At 64.1% G+C, this 24025-nt stretch carries 18 protein-coding genes; 10 read left to right on the top strand and 8 right to left on the bottom strand.

Annotated elements, in window-relative coordinates:
* The first annotated feature begins 147 nt into the window (after nt 1-147).
* From ACLJEU_RS05805 to ACLJEU_RS05775, 7 genes are all read left to right on the top strand, one after another.
* Complete coding sequence (locus ACLJEU_RS05805) at nt 148-1608, top strand: NAD(P)-dependent oxidoreductase (RefSeq protein WP_414660508.1); 1461 nt, start codon at nt 148-150, stop codon at nt 1606-1608.
* 138 nt (nt 1609-1746) lie between these two features.
* Entirely contained in the window at nt 1747-3063 is a 1317-nt protein-coding gene (gene preA, locus ACLJEU_RS05800) for an NAD-dependent dihydropyrimidine dehydrogenase subunit PreA (RefSeq protein ID WP_414660509.1), read from the top strand.
* Between the two features lie 103 nt (nt 3064-3166).
* Nucleotides 3167-3652: a GxxExxY protein gene (locus ACLJEU_RS05795; RefSeq protein WP_414660510.1), complete on the top strand. Its 486-nt coding sequence runs from the start codon at nt 3167-3169 to the stop codon at nt 3650-3652.
* Nucleotides 3649-5031 carry a dihydropyrimidinase gene (gene hydA, locus ACLJEU_RS05790; protein ID WP_414660511.1) on the top strand — a complete coding sequence of 461 codons (1383 nt, stop codon included), beginning with the start codon at nt 3649-3651 and terminating at the stop codon, nt 5029-5031. Before ACLJEU_RS05795 ends, hydA begins: the two co-directional genes overlap by 4 nt.
* Nucleotides 5032-5197: 166 nt before the next feature.
* Nucleotides 5198-6706, top strand: a complete 1509-nt coding sequence (locus ACLJEU_RS05785; RefSeq protein ID WP_414660512.1) for an NCS1 family nucleobase:cation symporter-1 — start codon at nt 5198-5200, stop codon at nt 6704-6706.
* Between the two features lie 211 nt (nt 6707-6917).
* Nucleotides 6918-8270, top strand: a complete 1353-nt coding sequence (locus ACLJEU_RS05780; RefSeq protein ID WP_414660513.1) for an aspartate aminotransferase family protein — start codon at nt 6918-6920, stop codon at nt 8268-8270.
* Between the two features lie 209 nt (nt 8271-8479).
* The gene (locus ACLJEU_RS05775; RefSeq protein WP_414660514.1) at nt 8480-9058 is read left to right on the top strand and encodes a TIGR00645 family protein; all 579 of its coding nucleotides are present in this window, start codon (nt 8480-8482) and stop codon (nt 9056-9058) included.
* Between the two features lie 111 nt (nt 9059-9169).
* On the opposite strand, the gene ACLJEU_RS05770 is transcribed toward ACLJEU_RS05775, so the two are convergent.
* Together ACLJEU_RS05770 and ACLJEU_RS05765 are read right to left on the bottom strand one after the other, a co-directional pair.
* Nucleotides 9170-10321 (bottom strand): pyridoxal phosphate-dependent aminotransferase, encoded by a 1152-nt coding sequence (locus tag ACLJEU_RS05770; protein ID WP_414660515.1) that lies wholly within the window; start codon nt 10319-10321, stop codon nt 9170-9172.
* A 12-nt stretch (nt 10322-10333) separates the two neighbouring features.
* The gene (locus tag ACLJEU_RS05765; RefSeq protein ID WP_414660516.1) at nt 10334-11257 is read right to left on the bottom strand and encodes a LysM peptidoglycan-binding domain-containing protein; all 924 of its coding nucleotides are present in this window, start codon (nt 11255-11257) and stop codon (nt 10334-10336) included.
* 74 nt (nt 11258-11331) lie between these two features.
* Here ACLJEU_RS05765 and ACLJEU_RS05760 point away from each other — a divergent pair, with 74 nt between their 5' ends.
* The 3 genes from ACLJEU_RS05760 (at nt 11332) to ACLJEU_RS05750 (ending at nt 15363) form a co-directional block, all read left to right on the top strand.
* Complete coding sequence (locus ACLJEU_RS05760; protein ID WP_414660517.1) at nt 11332-12321, top strand: KpsF/GutQ family sugar-phosphate isomerase; 990 nt, start codon at nt 11332-11334, stop codon at nt 12319-12321.
* The gene (locus tag ACLJEU_RS05755; RefSeq protein ID WP_414660518.1) at nt 12318-13568 is read left to right on the top strand and encodes a Gfo/Idh/MocA family protein; all 1251 of its coding nucleotides are present in this window, start codon (nt 12318-12320) and stop codon (nt 13566-13568) included. Before ACLJEU_RS05760 ends, ACLJEU_RS05755 begins: the two co-directional genes overlap by 4 nt.
* 151 nt (nt 13569-13719) lie before the next feature.
* Nucleotides 13720-15363, top strand: a complete 1644-nt coding sequence (locus ACLJEU_RS05750; protein ID WP_414660519.1) for a fumarate hydratase — start codon at nt 13720-13722, stop codon at nt 15361-15363.
* A 150-nt stretch (nt 15364-15513) separates the two neighbouring features.
* Here ACLJEU_RS05750 and ACLJEU_RS05745 read toward each other — a convergent pair whose 3' ends face one another.
* The 6 genes from ACLJEU_RS05745 to ACLJEU_RS05720 all read right to left on the bottom strand — a co-directional run bounded on the left by ACLJEU_RS05745 (nt 15514) and on the right by ACLJEU_RS05720 (nt 24013).
* Nucleotides 15514-15930 (bottom strand): secondary thiamine-phosphate synthase enzyme YjbQ, encoded by a 417-nt coding sequence (locus ACLJEU_RS05745; protein ID WP_414660520.1) that lies wholly within the window; start codon nt 15928-15930, stop codon nt 15514-15516.
* Nucleotides 15931-16060: 130 nt separating this feature from the next.
* Nucleotides 16061-17446: a class II fumarate hydratase gene (locus ACLJEU_RS05740; protein WP_414660521.1), complete on the bottom strand. Its 1386-nt coding sequence runs from the start codon at nt 17444-17446 to the stop codon at nt 16061-16063.
* 194 nt (nt 17447-17640) lie between these two features.
* On the bottom strand, nt 17641-18489 hold the full coding sequence (locus ACLJEU_RS05735) for a hypothetical protein (RefSeq protein ID WP_457795345.1): 849 nt from the start codon (nt 18487-18489) through the stop codon (nt 17641-17643).
* Nucleotides 18486-19142, bottom strand: coding sequence for a sigma-70 family RNA polymerase sigma factor (locus ACLJEU_RS05730; RefSeq protein WP_414660523.1), 657 nt, complete (start codon nt 19140-19142; stop codon nt 18486-18488). The genes ACLJEU_RS05735 and ACLJEU_RS05730 overlap by 4 nt, the downstream gene beginning before the upstream one ends.
* Nucleotides 19143-19351: 209 nt before the next feature.
* The gene (locus ACLJEU_RS05725; protein WP_414660524.1) at nt 19352-20380 is read right to left on the bottom strand and encodes a polyprenyl synthetase family protein; all 1029 of its coding nucleotides are present in this window, start codon (nt 20378-20380) and stop codon (nt 19352-19354) included.
* A gap of 174 nt (nt 20381-20554) precedes the next feature.
* On the bottom strand, nt 20555-24013 hold the full coding sequence (locus ACLJEU_RS05720; protein WP_414660525.1) for a beta strand repeat-containing protein: 3459 nt from the start codon (nt 24011-24013) through the stop codon (nt 20555-20557).
* Nucleotides 24014-24025 lie beyond the last annotated feature (12 nt).

The following is a 24025-nucleotide window of genomic DNA, read 5'->3' as shown; positions in this document are numbered from 1 at the left end:
CTACCTGCTTGAGCCGATCCACTCAGTTGAACAGTGAAGGTTGAAAGTCCCAACGCTCCGGCACCGGGTCTGTTGTTTTCAACTCTCACCTCTCAACTTTCAACTCCCACCGTTCAATTGCACGATTCCGGCTGAGTCCCTCATTCGATGTCCCTCCAACCGTTGCTCCCCGCCGCCGCGATCGCAGCCAACATGGCCGAGTTGAAGCCGCCGCTCCGGCCGCAGGAGGCGGTCGTCGAGGCGAGTCGCTGCCTGTTCTGCTTCGACGCCCCCTGCATCATGGCGTGCCCGACGGGAATCGATGTGCCGGCCTTCATCAAGAAGATCGCCTCCGGCAATCCGGTCGGCGCAGCCCGCACGATTCTCACCGCGAACATCCTCGGCGCCTCGTGCGCGCGGGTCTGTCCGACGCAGGTTCTCTGCGAAGGCGCGTGCGTGCTGGACGATCGCGACGAGCAGCCGATTCAGATCGGCCGGCTGCAACGCTACGCCACCGACTACGTGGAGCAGCGCGCGATTTCGGTGCTGACCCGCCCGACACTCCAAAACGGCAGGAAGGTCGCGGTCATCGGCGCCGGACCCGCGGGACTCGGTTGTGCGGCTGAGCTCGCGCGGCTGGGGCATCCGGTGACCATCTTCGAGAAGCAGGCGCAGGCCGGCGGACTGAACACCTACGGCATCGCGTACTACAAGATGCAGCCGCGCGTGAGCCTCGCCGAGGTCGAGCTGGTCAAGTCGCTCGGCGTCGAGTTTCGGTGCGGCGTGACGATTGGCCGGGACCTCACCGTGGCGCAGCTCGCCGGGGAGTTTGCCGCGATCTTTGTCGCGGTGGGTCTGGGCGCTGCCACCAAACTTCGGATACCGGGCGAAACCCTGCCGGAAGTGGTCGACGCGCTGGAGTTCATTTCTCGCCTGCACACGGAACCGCTCGACTCGATTCCCATCGGTCGGCGCGTTGCCGTGATCGGTGCCGGGAACACCGCCATCGACGCGGTCACGCAATCCAAACGACTCGGCGCCGAGCGTGCGTTCATCGTCTACCGCCGCGGCGAGCCGGAGATGTCGGCCTACGATTTCGAGTACGAACACGCCAAGGACGACGGCGCGCACTTCCTGTTTCACGCCGCGCCGATCGAGATCGTCGCCACCCACGGCCACGTCTCGGGCCTCAAGCTCATCCGCACGCGGCTCGTCGGCGACACCGTTGAAATGATTCCGGGCACGGAATGGATCGAACCGTGCGATCTCGTGTTGAAAGCCGTGGGCCAGGAGAAGCAAGCCGCGATGATTCGGTCGCTGTTCCCCTCGCTGAACGTCGACGCCCGGGGCGTCGTGCAACGCGATCCGCTCACCGGCGCGACGAATCTCCCGCACGTCTTCGCCGGCGGGGATTGCGCCAACGGCGGCCGTGAAGTCGTCAACGCCGTCGGCGAAGGCAAGAAATCCGCCCACGCGATCCATGCGTTTCTCACGCGGGAAACCGTGCCGCTCCCCGTGCAACCCTCGCGCCTCGGCGCGAAACAGGGCGCGTCCGGCTCCGGTCTGCTCACACCGATCCGGGCGCATGAGTTGGAGGAAGCGCTCGCCCGATCCTCCCCATCCCAGTGACCGCGGATTTCATGGACACCATGGCCAAGAGCCAAACCCATCCGCGCCATCCGCAGTAAAAAAACCGTCTCCTGTCCGCTGTCTCCCGTCACCTGCCTCCAGTCTCCCGTCTCCTGCCACCCCTCCCCTGCCCCAGCCATGGCCGATCTGTCCACCAACCTCGCCGGCATCCAGTCCCCCAACCCGTTTTGGGTTGCGTCGGGCCCGCCCGCGAACACGGGCTATCAGGCCCACCGCGCGTTCGAAGCCGGCTGGGGCGGCGTGGTCTGGAAAACCATCGGCGATCCGATCATCAACGTCGCGTCGCGCTACTCCGCGTTGAATCATGGCCAGCAGCGGATGATCGGGTTCAACAACATTGAGCTGATCAGCGATCGTTCGCCCGAGACGAACTTCCGCGAGATTGCCGAGGTCAAGAAACGCTGGCCGAAGCATGCGGTGATCGCGTCGCTGATGGTCGACACGCGCGAACGCTGGCATGAATTCGTGAAGCGCTCCGCCGATGCGGGTGCGGACGGCATCGAGCTCAACTACGGCTGCCCGCACGGCATGTGCGAACGCGGCATGGGTTCCGCCGTCGGGCAGCAACCTGCCGTGGCCGAAAAGATCACGAGCTGGGTGATGGAGGCCGCGACCATCCCGGTGATCGTGAAGCTCACGCCCAACATCACCGACATCACCGCCGCCGCCCGTGCGGCCCGGCGCGGCGGCGCCAACGCCATCTCGCTGATCAACACCATCAACTCGATCACGAACGTAAATCTGGATACGTTCGTCCCGGAACCGACCGTCGCCGGGTTCAGTTCGCACGGCGGCTATTGCGGACCGGCGGTGAAGCCGATCGCGCTCAACATGGTGCAGGCCTGCGCGGCCGATCCCGAAGTACGATTGCCGATCTCAGGCATCGGCGGCATCGCCACCTGGCGCGACGCCGCCGAGTTCCTCGCGCTCGGCTCGACCAGCCTGCAGGTGTGCACGGCGATCATGCACCACGGCTTTCGGATTGTGGAAGATATGATCGACGGGCTCAGCGCCTATCTCGATGCGAAAGGCATGACCTCGGTTCAGCAGCTGATCGGACGCTCCGTGCCGACGTTGCAAAAATGGGAAAACCTCGATCTCCACTGGCAGCGCGTCGCGCGGATCGATTATGCAAAGTGCATCGGCTGCAACCTCTGCTACATCGCCTGCGAGGACGGCGCGCATCAGTGCATCGACTTGAAGTCTCCCGACGAACTCGGCGTCGGCCTGGGCCCCGGCCGCGTCCCGCACAAGCCGGTGCCAAAGGTGCGCGAGGAAGACTGCGTCGGGTGCAATCTCTGTTCGCTCGTGTGTCCCGTCGACGACTGCATCACGATGACCCGGATCGAAAACGGCCAGGCAGCGATGACGTGGAGCAACTACCAGGACAAACTCTCCCGCGGCGAAATGCCGCCCATCCCCCCGCATCCGTGATCGTCCTCAACCTGTGGCCAGACTCAACGTGATTGCCGTACCCGAAATTCATCGGAGTCTGAATTCTGACCTCTGTGCCTCTGTGTCTTTGTGGTTTCAATCCATGAACAACCACGAAGACACAGAGACACAAAGTGAGAGACTGAACACGCTGAGCTATCGTGTCATTGGGCTCTGCTTGGAGGTGCATCGCGAGCTCGGCCCCGGCCTGTTGGAGTCAGTTTATGAAGAAGCTCTGGCCTACGAGTTGACTAAGGCAGGCATTCACTTCGAGCGCCAACGCGAGTGTCCGGTGCACTACAAGCACGTGCTGCTGCCCTGCAACTACCGGCTGGATTTTGTCGTCGAGGGAGAGCTCATCCTTGAACTCAAGGCGGTCACTGAGTTGCAGCCTCTGCACCACGCGCAACTGCTCACTTATCTGAAACTCGAGCGTCGCCCCCTCGGGTTGCTGATTAATTTCAATGTTCCCGTGCTCAAGAACGGCATTCGTCGCGTGGCACACGGAGAGGTGTTCCACCTCAAGAAATCTGCCGTCCTCGGTCTTCTCTGTGTCTTCGTGTCTTTGTGGTTAAATTCAAACCCATGAGTCTCCTGATCAAAAACGGCGAGATCATCACCGCCGACTCCCGTTACATCGCCGATATCTTCTGCGAGGGCGACACGATCACTCGCATCGATCGCAATCTGTCCGCGCCCGCCGGCACCGAGGTCATCGACGCCGCCGGCAAATACGTTTTCCCCGGCTTCATCGATCCGCACGTCCACATCTACCTGCCTTTCATGGGCACGTTCTCCAAGGACACCTACGAAACCGGCAGCCGCGCCGCGCTGGTCGGCGGCACGACCACACTGATCGAAATGTGCTGCCCCGCCCGCAAGGACGACGCCCTCGCCGCCTTTGATCTGTGGATGGCGCAGGCCGTGGGAAAATCAGCGTGCGACTTTTCGTTTCACATGGGCGTGACCAAGTTCGACGCCACGACCGACGCACACCTGCGTACGATCGTGAAACGCGGCATCAGCTCGTTCAAAATCTTCCTGGCCTACAAAGGCGCATTCGGCATCGACGACACGGAACTCTACCGGACGCTCTCCCTCGCCAAGGAACTCGGCGTGGTCGTCACCGCGCATTGCGAGAACGAGACACTCGTGGCCGAACGCTGCAAGGAACTGCTGGCCGCCGGCAAGACCGACCCCGGCCAGCATCACACCAGCCGGCCCCCGCTCGTCGAAGCGGAGGGCGTGCACCATCTGCTGACGTTTGCCGAACTTACCGGCGCGGCGACGTACATCGTCCATCTCAGTTGCAAGGAGGCCCTCGATCAGGCCATCGCCGCCCGCCAGCGCGGCGTGCGCGTCGGCATCGAAACCCTCATCCAGTACCTCACGCTGGACAAGACGTACGCGGAACGCCCGGGCTTCGAGGGCGCGAAATACGTGATGTCGCCGCCGCTGCGCGATGCTCGCAACCAGGACGTGCTGTGGAACGGACTGCGCGACGGGCTCATTCAGACCGTGGCGACGGATCACGCGCCGTTCGATTTTGCGCAGCAAAAACCGATGGGGCGCGATGACTTCACGAAGATCCCGAATGGGATTCCGTCCCTCGAGGAACGCGTGAATCTGCTCTACACCTATGGCGTGAAGACCGGGAAGATCGACCTGCACACGATGGTCAACGTCGGCAGCACCGCGGTCGCGAAGCAGTTCGATCTCTTTCCACGCAAGGGCGCGATCCAGCCCGGCGCAGACGCCGACCTCGTGGTCTTCGATCCGGATTATCGCGGCGTGATTTCCGCCAGCACCCAGCACATGAACGTCGATTACAGCGCCTTCGAAGGCTGGCCGCTGCTGGGCCGCGCGAGCGTTGTCACCGTTCGCGGCCAGATCGCCGCCCGCGACGGCCGCTTCACGGGCACGACGGGACGCGGCCAGTTCCTGCAACGCCAGCCCAGTCATTTCTGATCGTGAGAAAATCTCCACGTGCGGACCTCACGAATGGAGAGGTGCCCACGGAACACACGGAATACACGGAAATATACCCGCCGGGTCCTTCCGTGTATTCCGTGTGTTCCGTGGGCCACCCGCTTGGGTCCTGCAAAAGGTTCGTTGAGGAAACCACTTTAGAAAAATGACCTCCGAGCCCGGCCTTCGCCAGAACGCACCCGACGTTGAGTTGGATCTGTCCGTCATCGAGCATTCCTCCCTCTACAACGCCGACCTTGCACCGGTGCCGGTGAGCGGACGCAAGTGGGGGCTGCTCAGTTTCGCGGCGCTGTGGATCTCGATGTCGGCGTGCATCCCGACCTACATGCTCGCGTCGTCGCTGATCGGCGGCGGCATGAACTGGTGGCAGGCGATCCTCACGATCTTCCTGGGCAATCTCATCGTCGTCGTGCCGATGATCCTGAACGCCCACGCCGGCACCAAGTATGGCATTCCGTTTCCGGTTTTTTGTCGCGCGTCGTTCGGCACCGTCGGCGCCAATATTCCCGCGCTGCTGCGCGCATTCGTCGCCTGCGGCTGGTTTGGCATCCAGGCGTGGATTGGCGGCAACGCGATCTACAAGATTCTCGCCGTGTTCTGGCCGGGTCTGGCCTCGGGTTCGACCGACAACCTGCTTGGCATCACCGGCGCACAGTTCGTCTGTTTTCTCTTCTTCTGGGCGATCAACATGTGGGTGATTTATCGCGGCATCGAAACGATCCGCGCGCTGCTCAACCTCAAGGCACCGCTGCTCATCGCACTCGGTCTCCTGCTCCTCTACTGGGCGTACGATGCCGCCGGCGGTTTCGGTCCGATCCTTTCGCAACCGTCCGCGTTCGACCCCGGCCAGCCGAAGGCCGGACAGTTCTGGTCGTTCTTCTTTCCGGCGCTCACTGGCATGATCGGCTTTTGGGCGACGCTTTCGCTGAACATCCCCGACTTCTCCCGCTACGCGAAATCGCAACGCGATCAGGTCATCGGCCAGATCGTGGGCCTGCCGACCACGATGGCGCTGTACGCGTTCATCGGTGTCGCCGTCACGTCGGCCACGACGATCATCTACGGCCAGACGATCTGGGATCCCGTCGATGTCCTGACGCGTTTCAAGAATCCGGTCTTGCTCGTGGTCGCGATGGTGGCGCTGTGCATCGCGACGCTCGCAACCAACATCGCGGCCAACGTCGTCTCGCCGGCCAACGACTTCGCGCATCTCGCACCCAAGAAAATTTCGTTTCGCGTCGGCGGCTATATCACCGGCTTCGTCGGCATCCTGATGATGCCATGGAAACTCGTGGCCGATCCCAACGGCTACATCTTCGTCTGGCTCATCGCGTACAGCGGCCTGCTCGGCCCCATCGGCGGCATCATGATCGCGGATTATTTCGTCGTTCGCCGCCGGTGGCTCAACGTGCTCGGCCTCTTCAATCCCGAAGGTGAATACTCGTACCGCAAGGGCTTCAGCGTCGTCGCCATCGTCGCGCTGGTCGCCGGCATTCTGCCCAGTCTCCCCGGCTTCCTGGCCACCGTGAAGTTCATCGACGGTGCGCACGTCCCGCCCTTCCTGCTCTCGCTCTATCACTACGCCTGGTTCATCGGCTTCGCGGTGGCGTTTGTCGTCTACCTGCTCCTGCGCAAGTTCGCACCCAATTCCTAAATCCACGGGTTTGGACAGAATGAACAGAATAGACCAAATGGATGACTGCGTGCGTGCACTCGATTTTCTTGCACGTGTAGGGGCGTGGCTTGACCGCGCCCGCGAGCGCGCACGTGGCGGACCGCGCACGAAACCAGGACACGCCCGCCGAGATCTCCCGGAATTCTATTCTGTGCATTCGGTCCATTCTGTCTAAAACCACTCTCATTCCATGAAGGCCATTCCGCTCCCGTCCACGTCGCATCAGCCGCAGCCCTACACCGGGCCTTCCGCCGAGCAGGTGCTCGCGTTGCGCAAGCAGTACCTGAACCCCGGTCTGTTCCTCTACTACAAGAAGCCGATCATGATCGTGGAGGGAAAGATGCAGTACGTCTGGGATGAGACCGGCAAACGCTACCTCGACGGCCTCGGCGGCATCGTGACCGTGAGCGTCGGTCACTGTCACCCGCACGTCCTCGCGGCCATGACCGAGCAGAGCAAGACCCTGCAGCACTCGACGACGATCTATCTCCAGCCGCGGATCGCGGAATACGCGGAAAAACTGGCGTCGAAGATGCCGGGCGACCTCAAGGTCTGTTACTTTGTGAACTCCGGCTCCGAGGCCAACGACCTCGCGCTGATGATGGCGCGGCTCTACACCGGGAACTACGATCTGATTGCGCTGCGCAACGCCTACCACGGCGGCAACGCCAGCGGCATGGGCGTCACCGCGCACAGCAACTGGAAGTTCAACGTGCCCCACTCGTTCGGCGTGCACCACGCCGTCGCGCCGTATCCGTATCGCGGACACTTCGGCTACGACGATCCGGAGGCGGGCCGCAAGTACGCCGACGACGTGAAGAACCTCATCGACTACGCCACGCCGGGCAAGGTCGCGGGCTTCATCGCCGAGTCCATCCAGGGCGTGGGCGGCTTCGTGGAGTTTCCCCAGGGGTATTTGAAACATGCGTACGAGCACGTGCGGGCCGCGGGCGGCGTGTGCATTGCCGACGAAGTCCAAACCGGCTTCGGCCGCACCGGCACGCATTTCTGGGGCTTCGAGACGCAGGGCGTGATCCCCGACATCGTCACGATGGCGAAGGGCATCGGCAACGGCGCACCGCTCGCGGCGGTGGTCACGACGGCGAAGATCGCCGCGGTGATGACCCAGAAGGTTCACTTCAACACCTTCGGCGGCAACCCCATCGTCAGCGCCATCGGCAAGGCCGTGCTGGAGGTGATCGAAAAGGAGAACCTGCAGGCGAACGCCCTGAAGATCGGCGACTACATCCTGGCGGGCCTCGAAAAGCTGAAGGCCAGGCACAAGGTGATCGGCGACGTACGCGGGAAGGGCCTGATGCTCGGCATCGAGTTCGTGAAGGACCGCACCACCAAGCAGCCGGGCAAGGAGGAGTGTGCGCAGGCCGTGGAGAACGCGCGCGAACTTGGGCTCCTGCTCGGCAAGGGCGGGCTCTGGGGTCAGACGATCCGCTTTGCCCCGCCGATGTGCATTACGCAGGCCGACGCCGACTTCATTCTGGCGGTGCTCGACGGGGCGATCGGGGCGGTTGGGCAGACGGGCTGACGGCGGCGGTCAGGGTTGAGGGTTGAGAGCTGAGGGTTGAGAGAACCGAACCGTCTCCAATGCACCTTCGGGCGCTACGTCGGGGAAGGCGCTGCATCGGTGACTCAACTAGCGACGCTCAGCCAACAACTCTTCTCTCCCCTCCACGTTTTTCTTGCGCCGCGGGGTTCGGCCGGTGATGTGTGCCGGCTCTCCACTTCACACCCACCATGCGCCGTCCCGATAGTTTCATCGAAACGCTCCTTGAGCGCACGATCTTCGCCAGCCGCTGGCTCCAAGCCCCGCTCTACATCGGACTGATCGTCGCCCAGGCGATCTACGTCTACCAATTCTTTGTCGAACTCTGGCATCTGCTGGGCGTCGCGACGGGTTACGTCACGCTCTCCAAAGGCGATCCCGACCTCAGCACCGTCATCATGCTGAGCGTGCTGGCGCTGATCGACGTCGTGATGATCGCCAATCTGCTCATCATGGTGATCATCGGTGGCTACGAGACCTTCGTCTCCCGCCTGAACTTGGACGACCACGACGACCAGCCGGAATGGCTGAGTCACGTCAACGCCGGCGCCCTCAAGGTGAAGCTCGCCACGGCGCTCATCAGCATCTCGTCGATTCACCTGCTGAAGACGTTCATCGAAGTGCGCCTGCCGAGCACGACGTACAAGGATTCCGATGTGATGTGGCAGATTGCGATCCACGTCGTCTTCGTCTTTTCCGCCATCGCGCTCGCGTGGACCGACAAGCTGATGATGGCCAACGCGCACACCGAGGAGGCGTCGAAGCACTGAGGAGGCGATAACGGTTGGCGGGATCCGCATTGGGACCGCGACCGCCCCCGGTCGCATTCCTCGGGCAGCGACCGGGGGCGGTCGCGGTCCCAGGAGTAACAAACCCGGCTTTTACCGCCGCAATTTCAACAACCGCTCGCCGGCCGCGTGTAACGTGGCCGGCTTTTTTGCGAAATTGAGCCGGATGTAGCGGTTCTCGCCCGGCGCAAAGAAACTCGAGCCCGGCACGGGAGCGACACCGATTTCACGCGTCATCCAGTGGGCGAACTCCACGTCGCTCGCGTAGCCAAAAGCCGAGATGTCGACCATGACGAAGTACGCGCCCTCGGGCCGGGTGTAGTTCAAGCCGGTGCGGTCGAGATAACTCAGTAGTACGTCGCGCGACGCTGTGTACTCCGCGCACAGCTCGTCGTAGTACGACGGCGGAAAATTCAGCGCCGTGACCACCGCGTGCTGCAGCGGCGCCGCCGCTCCGACCGTGAGGAAGTCGTGCACCTTCCGCGCCTGCGCAATCACCTGGGGCGCGGCGTGCACGTAACCGAGCCGCCAGCCGGTGATCGAAAACGTCTTCGACAGCGACGAACACATCAGCGTGCGCTGCGCCATGCCGGGCAGTGTCGCGAAATACGTGTGCCGGTGCGGCGCGAACACGATGTGCTCGTACACCTCGTCGGTGAGAATCCACACATCGAATTCCTCCGCGAGCGCCGCGATCTGCAGCAACTCCTCGCGCGTGAACACGCGACCACAGGGATTCGAGGGATTGCAGAGCACGAAGGCCTTCAGCCCGCTCGCGAACGCCCGGCGCAACTCCGCCGGATCAAAATGGTAGTGCGGCGGGTGCAGCGGCACATGCACCGGTTGCGCCCCAGTGAGAATTGCGTCCGCACTGTAGTTTTCGTAAAACGGCGAGAACAACCCCACCCGATCGCCCGGGTCGCACACGGTCATCATCGCCACCATCATCGCCTCGGTGGCCCCGCAGGTCACGACGAGTTCCCGTTCCACGTCGACCGGCACGCCCATGAAACGCGTGAGCTTCGCGCCCAGCGCGGTCCGCAACTCGGCCGAGCCCCACGTCACCGCGTACTGATGCCGGTGCACGTCCATCGCATCCTTGGCCGCCTGCACGAGCGCGGCCGGCGGATCCCAGTCTGGAAAACCCTGCGCGAGATTGATCGCGCCGTGCCGCGCGGCCACCCGGGACATTTCCCGGATCAGCGACTCGGTGAACACCGACGTGCGTTGCGAGGTGCGCGGCATCGGCGATCAGCGTCAGGGAATCCGCAAGACCATCCCCGGCTTCAGCGGCGTCGCCATCCCGCGATTCAAGGTATCCGGATTCGCCTCCAGAATCTCGGCCAGCTTCTTCTTCGGATTGGCAGGATCGAATTGACGCGCGATGGCGTAGAGCCCGTCGCTCTGCTTGACGGTATACGCGCGGCCGCCGCGTCCAGGTGTCGCCGCGGGCGTCGGCGGCTTGGTCGCCGGCGGTGGCGTCGGAGCTGTGGCGCGCGGCGAGACCGGCACGGGCCGGGGCGCGGTCGCTGCGGTCGCGGGACGGGTGCCGGGAGTCGGCGTTTCCCGCCCCGAGGACGCGGGCGCACCCGCTTCGACCACGGGCGCCACGGGTGGGGGTGCCGTGCGCGGCTGCGTTTCGTCCGGCAGCGAAATCATCGGCGCCGAACGCCCGAGCTGGGTCGCACCCCCGCCCCGGAGCGTCGCGATCTGGGCGCGCAATTCCTCGTTTTCCCGCTGCAGCCGCGTGAGCGATTCCTCGGCCTGCATCTTGAGCGACTGATCCTCGAGCGGGCGGGTCGGCAGCGACGCCGCGAACTCACGCCGGGCGGCCGCGACCATGCCGCTTACTTTCACCGCCTCCTTGGAGTTCGGCTGCAGCGCGAGGTACTTCCGAAAATGGTGATACGCCTCGACCGGGTCCTTCGTGTGATTGAGGTAAATGACGCCCGCCTCGAGGTGGGACTCGGCGGCCCCGCGCTCGCCGCGCCGATCGATCACTTTCAGGAAGGCGGTCAACGCCTCCGGGTTGCGGCCCTGTTTCACGAGCTGTTTGCCCTGGACGTAGAACGGCTCGTCCGTTTCAGCCGGCAGCGGCGGACGATCGCGATCACTGCAGCCAGCACCGGCGAGCACCGCCAGGCAGGCGGTGACGACGGAGAATGTGCGGCGAACGGTCATCAGGCAGGAAAAGGAATTGAACGGGCAGTCGTTCGGCCTAAATTCCGCACCCTTTACCGACGACTCAACTCTAAATGGCGCTGCAATCGAAAACCGTCCTCGCTCGTGCGCGTGCCTGCATTCGCATCGAGCAGGCAGCGCTGACGGCAACCGGCCGGTCCCTCGGGCTCGAATTCGTCGCCACGGCCAGGGCCATCGATGCGGCCGCGGCCGCCGGGCGGAAGTTGATCTTCAGCGGCGTCGGCAAGAACGCCCCGATCGCCCAGAAGATCGCCGCGACCTTCAACAGCACGGGCGTTTCCTCCTGTTTCCTCGATGCGACGCAAGCGCTGCACGGCGATCTCGGACTCGTGGACGAGGGCGATGTGGCGCTGCTGCTCAGCAACAGCGGGCAATCCGAGGAAATCGTCCGCCTGCTGCCAGTGTTGCGGCGGTTCGGGGCGCGCATCGTGGCGTTCACGAGCAATCCGGAGTCCGATCTGGCGCGCAATGCCGACCTGAGGCTCTTCTTCCGCGTCCCGCGCGAGGCCTGTCCGTTGAAGCTCGCACCGACCGCCAGCACCACCGCGGCCCTCGCCCTTGGCGACGCGCTGGCCATGGTGCTGCTCGAGGCGCGCGGCCTGACGCGGGACGATTTCGCCCGGTATCACCCGGCGGGAAATCTCGGCCGGGTCCTGCTGCTGCGGGTGAAGGACATCATGCGGACGGGGGACCGGCTGCCGACGGCGCCCGATACCGTCACGACGCAGGAGGCGATTCTCCGCATGACGAAGGCCAAAAGCGGCAGCATCGCGCTGGTGGCAAAAAAGACCGGCCGGCTCACCGGGATTCTCACCGATGGCGATTTTCGTCGCAGTGCGCTCACCGGGCCCGATTTCCTGCAGCAACCCGTGGCCACCTTCATGACCCGACAACCGAAAGTGATCGCCGAGGACGCCCTGGGCGTCGACGCGCTGCGGCTGTTTGAGGCGCACAAAATCGACGACTTGATCGTGGTCAACGCCAGCGGCGCTCCGGTTGGCCTGATCGACGGGCAGGATCTGCCCAAATTCAAAATCGTGTGAGCGCACCCATTCGCATCGGCATCTTCGGCCTCGGCGGTTTCGCCGGATCCCATCACCAGGCGATCGCGCGGCTCGAGGAGCGCAACCACGCGAAGCTCGTCTGCACCTGCGATCCGCGGCAGGAGGCCTTCGCGGCCGAGCAGCAGGCCTGGCGTTTTCAGGCGCGCGGCGTGCGGGTGTTCAACGACTACCGCGCGATGCTCGAGACGTGTCACCGGGATCTGGATATGGTCGTGATTCCCACGCCGATCCAGCTGCATGCCGCGATGCACGCGGCGGCGACGGCCTACGGCCTGCCGGCCTACGTGGAGAAGCCACCCACCCTCGACTACGCGGAACTGGATCGGATGATCGCCGCCGACGACCGCGCCCGGAAGTCGTCGCATGTCGGCTTCAATTTCATCATCGAGAAGGCGCGGCTGTCGTTGAAGGAACGGCTGCTCGCCGGTGAATTCGGCGCAATCCGCGGCGCCACGCTCAGCGCGCTCTGGCCGCGGCCGGCGAGTTACTTTGCGCGCAACGACTGGGCCGGGCGGCTGCTGATCGACGACCACATGGTGCTCGATTCATGTTTCGGCAACGCGATGGCGCACTTCGTCCACAACCTGCTGTTCTGGACCGGCGGCCCGGAGTTGTTCAGCTGGGCGCAGATCGCCGCGGTGCGCGCCGAACTTTACCGGGCGCACGCCATCGAGGGCGCGGACACGTTCTTCGTCGAGACGGACACCGCCGCGGGCATCACGATGCGCTTTGCGCTGTCGCACGCCTGCTCGGGTGCCAGCACGCACTGTGAGGCGGTGCTCTGCGACAAGGCCACGCTGCGCTACGCCGTGGGCGGCAACATCGAGATCCGCTGGCACGACGGCCGCGTGGAGCGCACGCCCATCGATCCGTTCGATCCGCTGCTGGAAAATCACCTCGACTACTTCCGCTATCTGCGCGGCGAGAAGGCCCGGCCCGCGACCACGTTGTCCGACGCGCGGCCATTCGTGGCCTTGAACGATCTCGCGTACATTTCCAGCGGCCGCATCGCCGCGATTCCGTCGGCGCAGGTCAGCGGCGTGCGCGACGAGAAGGAGCAGAAGGATTACCTGCAGGTCGTGGACATGGCGGCGGCGCATGAGGCCTTCCTCGTGCGCGGCTTATGGCCTGGTCCCAATGGCTGGGGCCGCGAGACGGGCGAGGTCGTCACGCTGGGAGACTTGCCGCGGCTGCAAGGCGTGGTGCGCGCGATGGCGGGAAAGTAGCGGTTCGGCCGGACGACGCAGGCAACCTTGCCGCCGCGCACCGGCGAGACGAGGTTCGTCGATTGCTCGCTGACCGTGGCTAGCGAGAGCGGAGCTTCCGTCACTCCCACCCGCTTTACTCTGCGGAAAAAATCATAAAGTCTCTCCTGCCATGCCAACGCCCGCCTTTGTCTATCAGGATCCCCTGCCGCTCGGTGCCGATGAGACCGAGTACCGCCTGCTTTCGACCGAAGGCGTGAGCACGACGACCTTCGACGGTCGTGAGATCCTGAAGGTCGCACCCGAGGCGCTGGCCTACGTGGCGCGCCAGGCGTTTCACGACACCTCGTTCATGCTGCGGCCGAAACATCTGCAGCAGGTCGCCGCCATCCTCGACGATCCGGAGGCCTCGGCGAACGACCGCTATGTCGCGCTCACGCTTTTGAAGAACGCCGAGATCGCGGCGGAGGGCATTCTGCCGATGTGCCAGGATACGGGCACGGCCGCCGTGTTCGCCAAGAAGGGCCAGCAGGTCTGGACGGGGGCGAACGACGCCGAGTGGATTTCGAAAGGCATCTACGAGTGTTTCACCAAGGAGAATCTGCGCTACTCGCAGACCGCCCCGCTCGACATGTGGAACGAGGTCAACACCGGCACCAACCTGCCGGCACAGATCGATGTCATGGCGACCGAGGGCGCGAAGTTCGAATTTCTGTTCGTGGCGAAAGGCGGCGGATCGGCGAACAAGATGTTTCTCTTCCAGGAAACGAAGGCGCTGCTGAACCCGAAGAGCTTTGAGAAATGGGTCGGCGACAAACTGCCGCTGCTCGGCACCTCGGCGTGTCCGCCGTACCATCTTGTGTTTGTGGTCGGCGGCACCAGCGGCGAAGCGTGCATGAAGACGCTGAAGCTGGCGTCGGCTAAATACCTCGATGCCCTGCCGACAACGGGCAACGAGCACGGCCGGGCGTTTCGCGATCTCGCCATGGAGGAAAAGGTCCTGCAGATCGCGCGCTCGACCGGCATCGGGGCGCAGTTCGGCGGCAAATATTTCGCCCTCGATGTGCGCGTCATCCGGCTGCCCCGTCACGGCGCCAGTTGCCCGGTCGCGATGGGCGTTTCCTGCAGCGCCGATCGCAACATCAAGGCAAAGATCACCAAGGACGGCATCTTCCTCGAGAAGATGGAGCCGAAACCCGGTCGGTTCATTCCAGCGGCGAGCCGGATGTGGAAGGACGACAACATTGTCCGGATCGATCTCAACCGGCCGATGGCGGACATCCGCGCCGAGCTTTCAAAATATCCGGTCACCACGCGCGTCTCGCTGAGCGGCCCGCTCATCGTCGCCCGCGACATCGCGCATGCGAAGCTCAAGGAACGCGTCGACGCCGGCAAGGGACTGCCGCAGTACCTGAAGGATCACCCGGTGTACTACGCCGGGCCCGCGAAGACGCCCACGGGTTACGCCTCGGGATCGTTCGGACCGACGACGGCGGGGCGCATGGACAGCTACGTCGATCTGTTCCAAGCGCAGGGCGGCTCGATGGTGATGCTCGCCAAGGGCAACCGCAGCGCCCAGGTGACCAACGCCTGCAAGCAGCACGGCGGATTTTATCTCGGCAGCATCGGCGGTCCGGCCGCGATTCTCGCGAAGGAAAACATCAAGAAGGTCGAGGTGCTCGAGTATCCCGAACTCGGCATGGAGGCGATTTGGAAGATCGAGGTGGAGGACTTCCCCGCGTTCATCCTCGTCGACGACAAGGGCAATGACTTCTTCGTGAACGGCTGCGGCGCGTGTCTGCCGGCGAAGAAGTGAAGCCACGGCGCAGCGCCGCGGCGGTTGAGAGCTGAGAGTTGAGGGTTGAGAGTAAGGGCGGGCTGAATTCGGAATTAACTCCGTTCAGTGGATCCATTCACGTCGACCGGGAAATCTCTCAACTCTCCGCTCTCAACTCTTAACTTCCCCTCATCCCACCACCGTCACGATCACGTTCCGCGCGTGCGGCGCATCGCGGTGTTCCCAGAGAAAAATTCCCTGCCACGTGCCGAGGAGAAGGCGGCCGTGAGCAACCGGGATGGTTTCACTCGTGCGGGTCAGCGCCATCTTGATGTGCGCCGGCATGTCGTCCGCGCCCTCCAGCGTGTGCTCGAAGTGCGGATCGTTCTCCGGCACCAGTCGATCGAGCCAGGCAACCAGATCGCGTCGCGCGGACGGATCGGCGTTCTCCATGATCACGAGCGAACAGCTGGTGTGCTGACAGAACACCGTGACGATCCCGCGCGCGATGCCGCTCCGCTGCACCTCACGCGCCACCAGCTCGGTGATCTCGTACATCTCCTGGCCGCGCGTCCTGACGGTGTGAATTTCCTGATGAACCGGCATGATGAGAGCGGAACGTGGCAGGTGAAGGGTGAGGATTGAAGCGCGAAAGCGCCGCGCAGCCGGGTGGATAGCCAGGAGCGCAGGCGTCCGCCTGCTTGATGGCGGAGCCGGCCGGAGGGCGGCGCTCCCGTCAGGCAGCGGGACCTGTCATTGATTTCGGATCCAACACCCGATCGAGCCGGGCGGCGTCGACCAGTTTTTTCGCGAGCACGACCTCGCGCAGCGTCCGTCCAGTCTCCAGTGCCTCCTTGGCCACGGACGCGGCCGCGTCGTACCCAATGATTGGATTCAGCGCGGTGACGAGCATCAGCGATCGATCCACGAGCTCGCGGCAGCGGTCCGCATCGGCCTCGAGGCCGGCGACGCACTTCTCCGTGAAGATCGCGACGGCGTTCGACAGGCACTGGATGGCCTCGTGCAGGCAATGCGCCAGCAAGGGCAGCGTGGCGTTGAGTTCAAAGTGCCCGTCGCGGCCGCACAACGCGACCGTCTGCGTGAGGCCCTGCACATGCAGACCGACCTGCACCAGTATTTCGCACATCACCGGATTGACCTTGCCCGGCATAATCGACGAACCGGGCTGGGTGGACGGCAGCTTGAGTTCGCCCAGACCGGCGCGCGGACCCGAGCCCAGCAGCCGGATGTCGTTGGCGATTTTCGTGAGACCGGCGGCGATCGCCGCCAGCGCACCCGCGACCTCGACGGCGTCGTCCCGCGCGGCCTGGGCCTCGAAGTGATTGCGCGCCTCGACAAACTCGAGGCCGGTTTCCTCCGAGAGATGCCGGCACACGCGGCCCGCAAACCCCGGCTGACAATTGATCCCGGTGCCGACCGCCGTACCGCCCATCGCGAGCTCGCGGAGCCGCGTCGCGGCGCGCTGCGCCCGGTCCGCCGCTTTCCTCGCCTGGGCCGCGTACCCGGAAAATTCCTGGCCGAGCGTCAGCGGCGTCGCATCCATCAGATGCGTGCGGCCAATCTTCACGATCGCCTCGAACGCGCGCGCCTTGGTTTCCAGTTCGTTCGCGAGGCGGGACAACGCGGGCGCCAGCCGCGTGTGCAGGGCGACGGCCACGCTGACGTGCAGCGCGGAGGGAATGACATCGTTCGAGGACTGGCCGAGGTTGACGTCGTCATTGGGATGCACGGGCCGGCGCGATCCAACCGGTTCATCCGCGAGTTCGCTGACGCGGTTGGCGATGACCTCGTTGGCGTTCATGTTGGTCGACGTGCCGGAGCCGGTCTGAAAGACATCGAGCGGGAAGTGCCGCGCCAGAGCTCCCTCGGCGATCTCGCGCGCGGCGAGTTGAATCAACCGGCTCTTCTCCGTCGACAGCAGGCCGAGCTCTTCGTTGGCTCGCGCGCACGCCAGCTTGATCAGCCCGAGGCTGCGAATGAAGGCGTCGGGCAGCGTCCGACCGCTGATCGGAAAATTGTCCAACGCGCGCTGGGTGCTCGCGCCGAAGAGCGCGTCCTCCGGCACCGCCACCTCGCCCATCGAGTCGTTCTCGAGTCGCATTGGCCACCCTACCGCATCGTCCCGGGAAAGCAAAGGCGCCGCGCTCACGGGCCGCGCGGTGTCGTACTGATTTCCAACGGCAGCAAACGGCACCCGCGATTCCTCGCTGCGCATTCAGCCGACACAAAAAAGGCGCTGCCGAGGCAGCGCCTTTCCAAAATAAACTTTCTTCGCGCAAGCGACCGCGCGCGACGTCAGAACTTGACCTGCAGCCGATCGCCGCGGGCACCGAAGCGATGGATCTGATCGTAGATGCGTTCTTCGGAAATCATGCGGCTGGCCGCGCGTTCGGTGGTCTGCGCCGACGTCTCCAGCGACGCGGTCGACACCATCGCGGTGAGCATCCGCGATCGACGCGAATCGCTCGGCGGCGTCATCTGCTGCAACGGCTCGACGGCCGCGCGTGCCGGCATGGCCCGGGCCTCGAAGCCCGTAGCCGCGCCCAGCAGGCGATGCGACGCAAGCCGTTCAGGCGTCTGCACCGAGGCAAAAGCTGCGGCGACCTGACGCGCCGCGGGCAACTCGCTCTCACTCTCCGGCCCGGAGGAAACGGCCGCAGCACCCAGAGCGACCACACCTGAAGGCTCAAAAGCTCCGACTCCCGCCGCGACTTCTTCCACGCGGGGCGCGGAAACGACGGCGGGCGGCGGCGTAACCGCGGCAGCGACCGCAATCGGGCCGGGCACCGGCACGGACTCGGCGACAGCCAAAGCTGCAAGCCCGGTCTCAACCTGCGGCAGCGCGACTGCAACCATGTCTGCGTGCTGAGCAGGCGCGACCGTCGGGGACGACGTATAGCTGCGGAGGGAGAAAAACGTCAGCGCACACACGGCAGTCGCGCCGAGCGCGATCCGGTAGCGGTAAAGCCCCGAAAAAATCTGCGGGACGGTCTGCCACCACGGACGTTTCTCCACCAAGGCGGCCAGCTGCTTGGCGCGCAACGTGCGGTCGAAGTCGGTCCAGAATTCCGCGGGAGGGCGTTCGGCGCGTTTGAGGCGCAGCAGATCTTCAATGGTTATGGGTCGATTACTCTCAGGCTTCATCGGCGCATATAGGGCTGCAACTCGGACTGTAAAAGCTGCTTCGCGTAGTGGAGGCGCGACCGCACGGTACCCACCGAGCACTTCATGACCTCGGCGATCTCATGGTGGCTTAAGCCGTCAATTTCGAATAGAGTGACCACGGTGCGATGCTTGATAGACAACTTCTGCATCGCATCGTTCAATTTTTCTTGGAGCTCGCGGACATAGGTGTCGCGATCGACCCCGGTTTTATCCGTAAGGGCCGCAACAATTTCCTTGGCGACCGGTTCGTCGGAGTCGATGCGCTCCAGGCTGAAGAATGACCGGAGCCGCGCCTTGCGCAGGTGGCTGAGCGTGGAGTTGACCGCAATCCGGTAGAGCCAGGTGAAGAACGAGGACTGGCCGCCGAAGCGGTGAATCGACTGAAACGCCTTGATGAACGAATCCTGGGTCAAATCCGCGGCGTCCTCGCGGTTGGACGTCATGTGATAGACGATCCCGTAGACCCGCTCGCGGTATTTCTCGATCAAGCGATCGAAGGCGGCCACATCGCCGCCCTGAACCCGCCGCACGATCTCGAGATCGGCGTCAGCCTCCTGGCGACGCTCGGGCGACGCGACGAGCGTCTTGCCGAGAATTTTTGCCACTTCGATCACGCCGGCAGCGAAACCCACGGATCGGAAGGGAGCAAATGGAAACTATCGGGCGAAACGCCGCCGCTTCGAAGCCGCCGGAATTGGAAACCCTCAAAAGACCGCCCGCGAATCACGCGAACAGACGCGAACTTCAGCCGTGGAATGCAATTTCCAGGCTCTCAGGTTGGGGCACCTTGGCGCCGAGCGCGGATGCGTTTCGTCGGTCCGGTGGCTTTTGGCCGCCCCGCCTACCCGCGCCGCTGCAAGCCCGCGACCTGCGCTTGCAGGACGTCGCACAGCCCGAGGAGCAATGGCGTCGGCGCTTGGTCGGGCCAGTCGCGCAGGGCCGCGGTCGCGGCCGCAACTTCCGCCTGCACCGCGTCGGCCACCGCCTCGAACACGCCAAAATCCGTCATCTGCTGCAGGCGTAACGCGAGCTGCGGCGGACGCTGGCCGGTGATCTCGCTGGCGAGCGCCGTGGCCTGCACCGCGGGCAGCCGTTCCATCAGGACGAGCAGCGGGAGCGTGAGTTTTCCACTGGCCAAATCGGTGCCGAGCGTCTTGCCGATGCGCTTTTCCTCGCCGAAGAAATCCACGAGGTCGTCGTAAATCTGATACGCGATGCCAAGATGCCGGCCGAAGCGGCTGGCGGCGTCGACGAACTCCGACGGAAAACCGGCCAGCTTGGCGCCGAGGAAACACGAGACGCGGAAGAGCTCCGCCGTCTTCAAGTCAACGATGCGCTGATAGTCCGCCCGGCTGATGTTCGTCGAACCGCGACGCAGCGTCTGCACGATTTCTCCAGCGCAGACCCGCCGCGTCGATTCCGACACCGCTGCACAAATTTCAGTGGTCGGAAACTGCGTGGCCAAGTGCAGCGCGTGGGCGAACAACGCGTCGCCGAGCAGCACGGCGGCGGTCGGACCGTATTCGCGGGCGGCGGTGCGGCGACTGCGCCGGACATCCGCGTCGTCCATGATGTCGTCATGCACCAGCGTGGCGAGATGGACCAGTTCCACGACGGCCGCGAGCCGCACCAGCTCCGGTTGGACGTGCGTCGGACCGCGCCAGCCGCTCAGAAACGTCAACGCCGGCCGGATGCGTTTGCCCGATGTATCGATGCAGTAGTCAACCATCGTCCGGATTTCCGGCTCAAACGAGCCCAGCTGCCCATGGAGGAAGCGATCGAGCTCCGCGAGGTGCGCCGACAGCAGCGCAAAAACGCCGGCAAAGGCGTGAGGCTTGGCGCTGACCGCGGGACTGGCGACGCTGCTCATGAGAGGCTGGACCCTAGAAACAAAATCAGAAATGACCAACCAATAGTCGCGTCACAAGCCCCCGCAGGCCCCCCGCGTTCTGAAACTAATGGGCCGCCGCCCCCGGGAGTGCACTCAACGAAAAAGGCCGCGGGCTTTCGCCCGCGGCCTTGAGAGTAATGACTTCGTTTCCGCTTAGAGGTCCGCGTCGTAGATTTCCACGAGCACGGTGCCGGTGGAGCCGCCGCCGCCCGAGATCTGCACGGTGTATGAGCCCGGGGCCAGCTGCAGCACCACGGCCGCATCCTTGCTGGCGGCGTTGAGCGGGAAGGCACCGACCGACGGACTGGTCGAGGTCACTTGCGCGACCGTGGCCGACTCCGTCCAATCGTTGTTGCTCGCGATGATCGTGCTGCCGGCAAGCACGTCGATCTTCGGATCAGCGAGCACTCCGGTCAGACCGAAGCTCGAGAGCGTCGGGCCGACGGCGCGAATGAGGAGCTTCTTGCGGACGTCGCCGGTGATGGCGAAGCCGGCAATCAGGGATTCGCCCGCGCCGATCTGTCCGCGCGTCGAGATGTTGGTGATCCGCGACGTCACGGGATTGCTGGTGTCGGTGTCGTAGATTTCAACGAGCGCGGCGCCAGGCGTGGCGGTTCCGCCACCCACCACGGCCGTGTACATGCCCGGCGTGAGCGAGGCCTGGACGGCAGCGTCACGGCTGCCCGGAGTGAGCGCGAAGGCGCCGACCTGGCCGAAGAGCGTGGCGAGCGCCGCCGAGTTGCCCCAATCGTTGTTGGTGGCGACGACGGTGGACGTGCGCGACAGGAGGTTGAGGCTCGGATCGGCGAGCGGGTTCGCGATGCCGAAGTTGGCGAGCGAAGGACCGATGGCGCGAACGAGCAGCGGTTTCGTGCCTGTGCCGCTGACGACGAAGCCGGCGACCAGCGTGCGATCGCCACTGCCCGCGAGGGCGCGCGTGGAGATGTTGCTGATTCGGCTCGCCTGCTGGCGGAGCAGGAAGGAACCCGAGGCACCGCCGGACACGGTGCCGCTGACGATCGCGGCCGAGTTGGCAACGGTGCCGGCAAAGCGACCGCCAGTCGGAGCCGAGAACGAGTACGAACCCGTCGAGCTCAGGAAGCCGGCGCCGATTTCGCGCAGCAGGCCGTTCGCCGCGTAGAGCGTGACGGAACTGTCGCCGCCGACGATCGCGACCACCTGGCTGCCGGCCACGCCGGTGATCGAGCCGGTGACGAGCAACGGAGTGAACGCCGCCGTGGAAGAGGTGACAGGCCCGATGAAGGTCTTGCCGCCGAACGTGCCGGACACACCCGTGCCGGACGTCTGGCCCGCGAGGACCACGGCGTTGGCGCCGTCACGCACCTCAAACGTGCCGTCGGGATTGACGGTGATGTCGGTCCAGAAGCTGGTGCGACCCGTCGGGGACGTGGAATAGGCGATGAACGTGGCGCGATCGTTCCGGTTCACCGCGAAGGCGAACTGGCCGTTCTCGGTGACCGAGCCGTAGGAACCGCGGAACACCGTGGCGGCGATCGTGGTTTGTGCCGGGCCGGAGGGCGCGACTGGGTCGACGTTGACCGTGACCGGAGACGACGCGGTGGACTTGCCGCCGTTGTCGGTCGCCTTGGCGGTCAGGATCGCATCGCCGGTGGTCGTGGGCTTCCATTTGATTTGGAACGGGCTCTTGGCGACGGTGCCGATGCTGGCGCCGTTGACGAAGAACTCGACGGCTTCGATGGTGCCGTCCACGTCTGTGGGAGCAGCCGTGATGGTGGCCTCCAAATTTACCGTCGTAGAGGCGCCGTTGCTCGGTGCCGTGATCGCAACCTGCGGAGCTTGGTTGGCCACTACGTTTACAGTGAGTTCGGCGGAGGTGATACTCAGGTCGTTGATGCCCGTGACGCGCGCCGAGATCCGGTGCGTGCCGACGGCAACGTTGGCCTTCCAGTTAAACACAAACGGATCGGTGAGGACCGGCGCCGCTGGGGTACCCGAGGTCGTCGTCGTAGTCGTCGCGGCCGCTTTCGGCAGCGAATCGTTGACGACGCCATCGACGAGAAACTGGACCGTCTTGAGGGTCGTCAGGCCACCGTCCGGTCCGGCAGCGCGTACGGTGACGGGGAGCGTCGATCCCTGAACAATGGTGAAACCGCTGGCCGCAGGTTCGATGATGGCTGCCGTGGGAAACGCGCCGGTCACGGTCAGATTGACCGGAGACGAGGCCACAGCGTTGCTCTTGTCGTCGAAACCAATGGCCACGAACTCATACTCACCGGGAACCAGGGGCTTCCACGACGCGGTGAACGGGAACTTGTTCGCCGAACTCTGCAGCACGCCGTTCACATAGAAGTCGACGTTCTTGATGAAGCCGTCGGGTGCGACGGCATCGGCGATGATCGTCACGTCCGTGCCCGCAACAACGCTGCCGCCGTCTGCCGGATTCACGATGGTCACGATGGGGGTGGTGCCGATTGCACTCACCATCGAAAGGGAGCGCGTCGCGGTGCCGTTGGGCGAAATCTGATTGCCATTATTGTCAAAGCCGCGCGCCTCGATCTTATGCCGGGTCGGAGACGTCGCCGGCGCATAGATGTACGAATACGGATACGTGTAGTCACTGCCGACGAGGACATCATCCACATAGAAGTCCATGCGTTGGACAAACGCGTTCGGCCCGGAAGGCGCCGGTGTCGCCGTTGCCTGTAAGACGACCGACGAGCCGTTCGGAACGAGCGCATTATCCACGGGGCCGATGATCGCGGTTCCGGTGGCAAAATAACGGACGGCCAGGGAGGTCGCCGTGTGCAGACCGTCGTTCGCGGTCACGGTCAAGAAATAGGATCCCGGTTGCGGCGGAGCCCAGGACTGTTTCACGGGTACTTTCGAACCACCGGTTACCGGAGGCCCCAGTTGGATACCATTAACAAAAAACGTGTATGTATAGGATCCCCCGGTTCCACTAGCGAGTGCTGTAAGATTGATGGTCGTACCCACTCCACCGTAGGACTCGTTCTGGAATGGTTGAACGAAGGCTTGTCCCAAGTCGCGTACAGTTGCAGTCGCTCTGGTTCCGGGAGGCGCGATTTCGACTCTCGGCAAATTACTGCTGCTGTAGTTGGTCCCACCGGTAATCACCGTGAGCGTGACAGCATCACCAGACAATCCGGTGGAAAAGGTGAGTCCCGAGCCGACGCCACCGCTGAGAGAAACGGAAGGCACCGTCGAGTAGCCGGAACCTCCGTTCACGCTGAAACCGGTCACCACCCCATTCGAATCGACAATGGGCGTCGCCGTCGCCTGCGTTCCAGGCGGAGCAATCGTTATACTAGGAATACTGGTGTAATTAAAGCCTCCGTTAGTGATGGTGAGTCCTGTGACGGCACCTCCATTGATACTTGCGACAACAGTAGCACCGGAGCCACCGCCGCCGGTCAGCGTGACCGTCGGAGCTGAGGTATAGCCACTGCCTCCCGCGATGATGCCGACGTCGATGACTGAGCCGGTGCCGGACGCGATGCCGATGGTCGTGATATCCACCGCAATGATCGGCTCCTGCTGGGCCAGCAGGGCGAGAGGCGCGAGCGCGGCAAGGGACGCCGCGAGGCCTAGGTTTCGAAAGATTGTTTTCATGAGCGGACGGGT

This window comes from Terrisphaera buseokensis (genome assembly GCF_047521145.2).
In the GTDB taxonomy this organism is placed as follows: Bacteria; Verrucomicrobiota; Verrucomicrobiia; order Opitutales; family Opitutaceae; genus ER46.
This window is presented reverse-complemented; position numbering and strand designations above follow the sequence as displayed.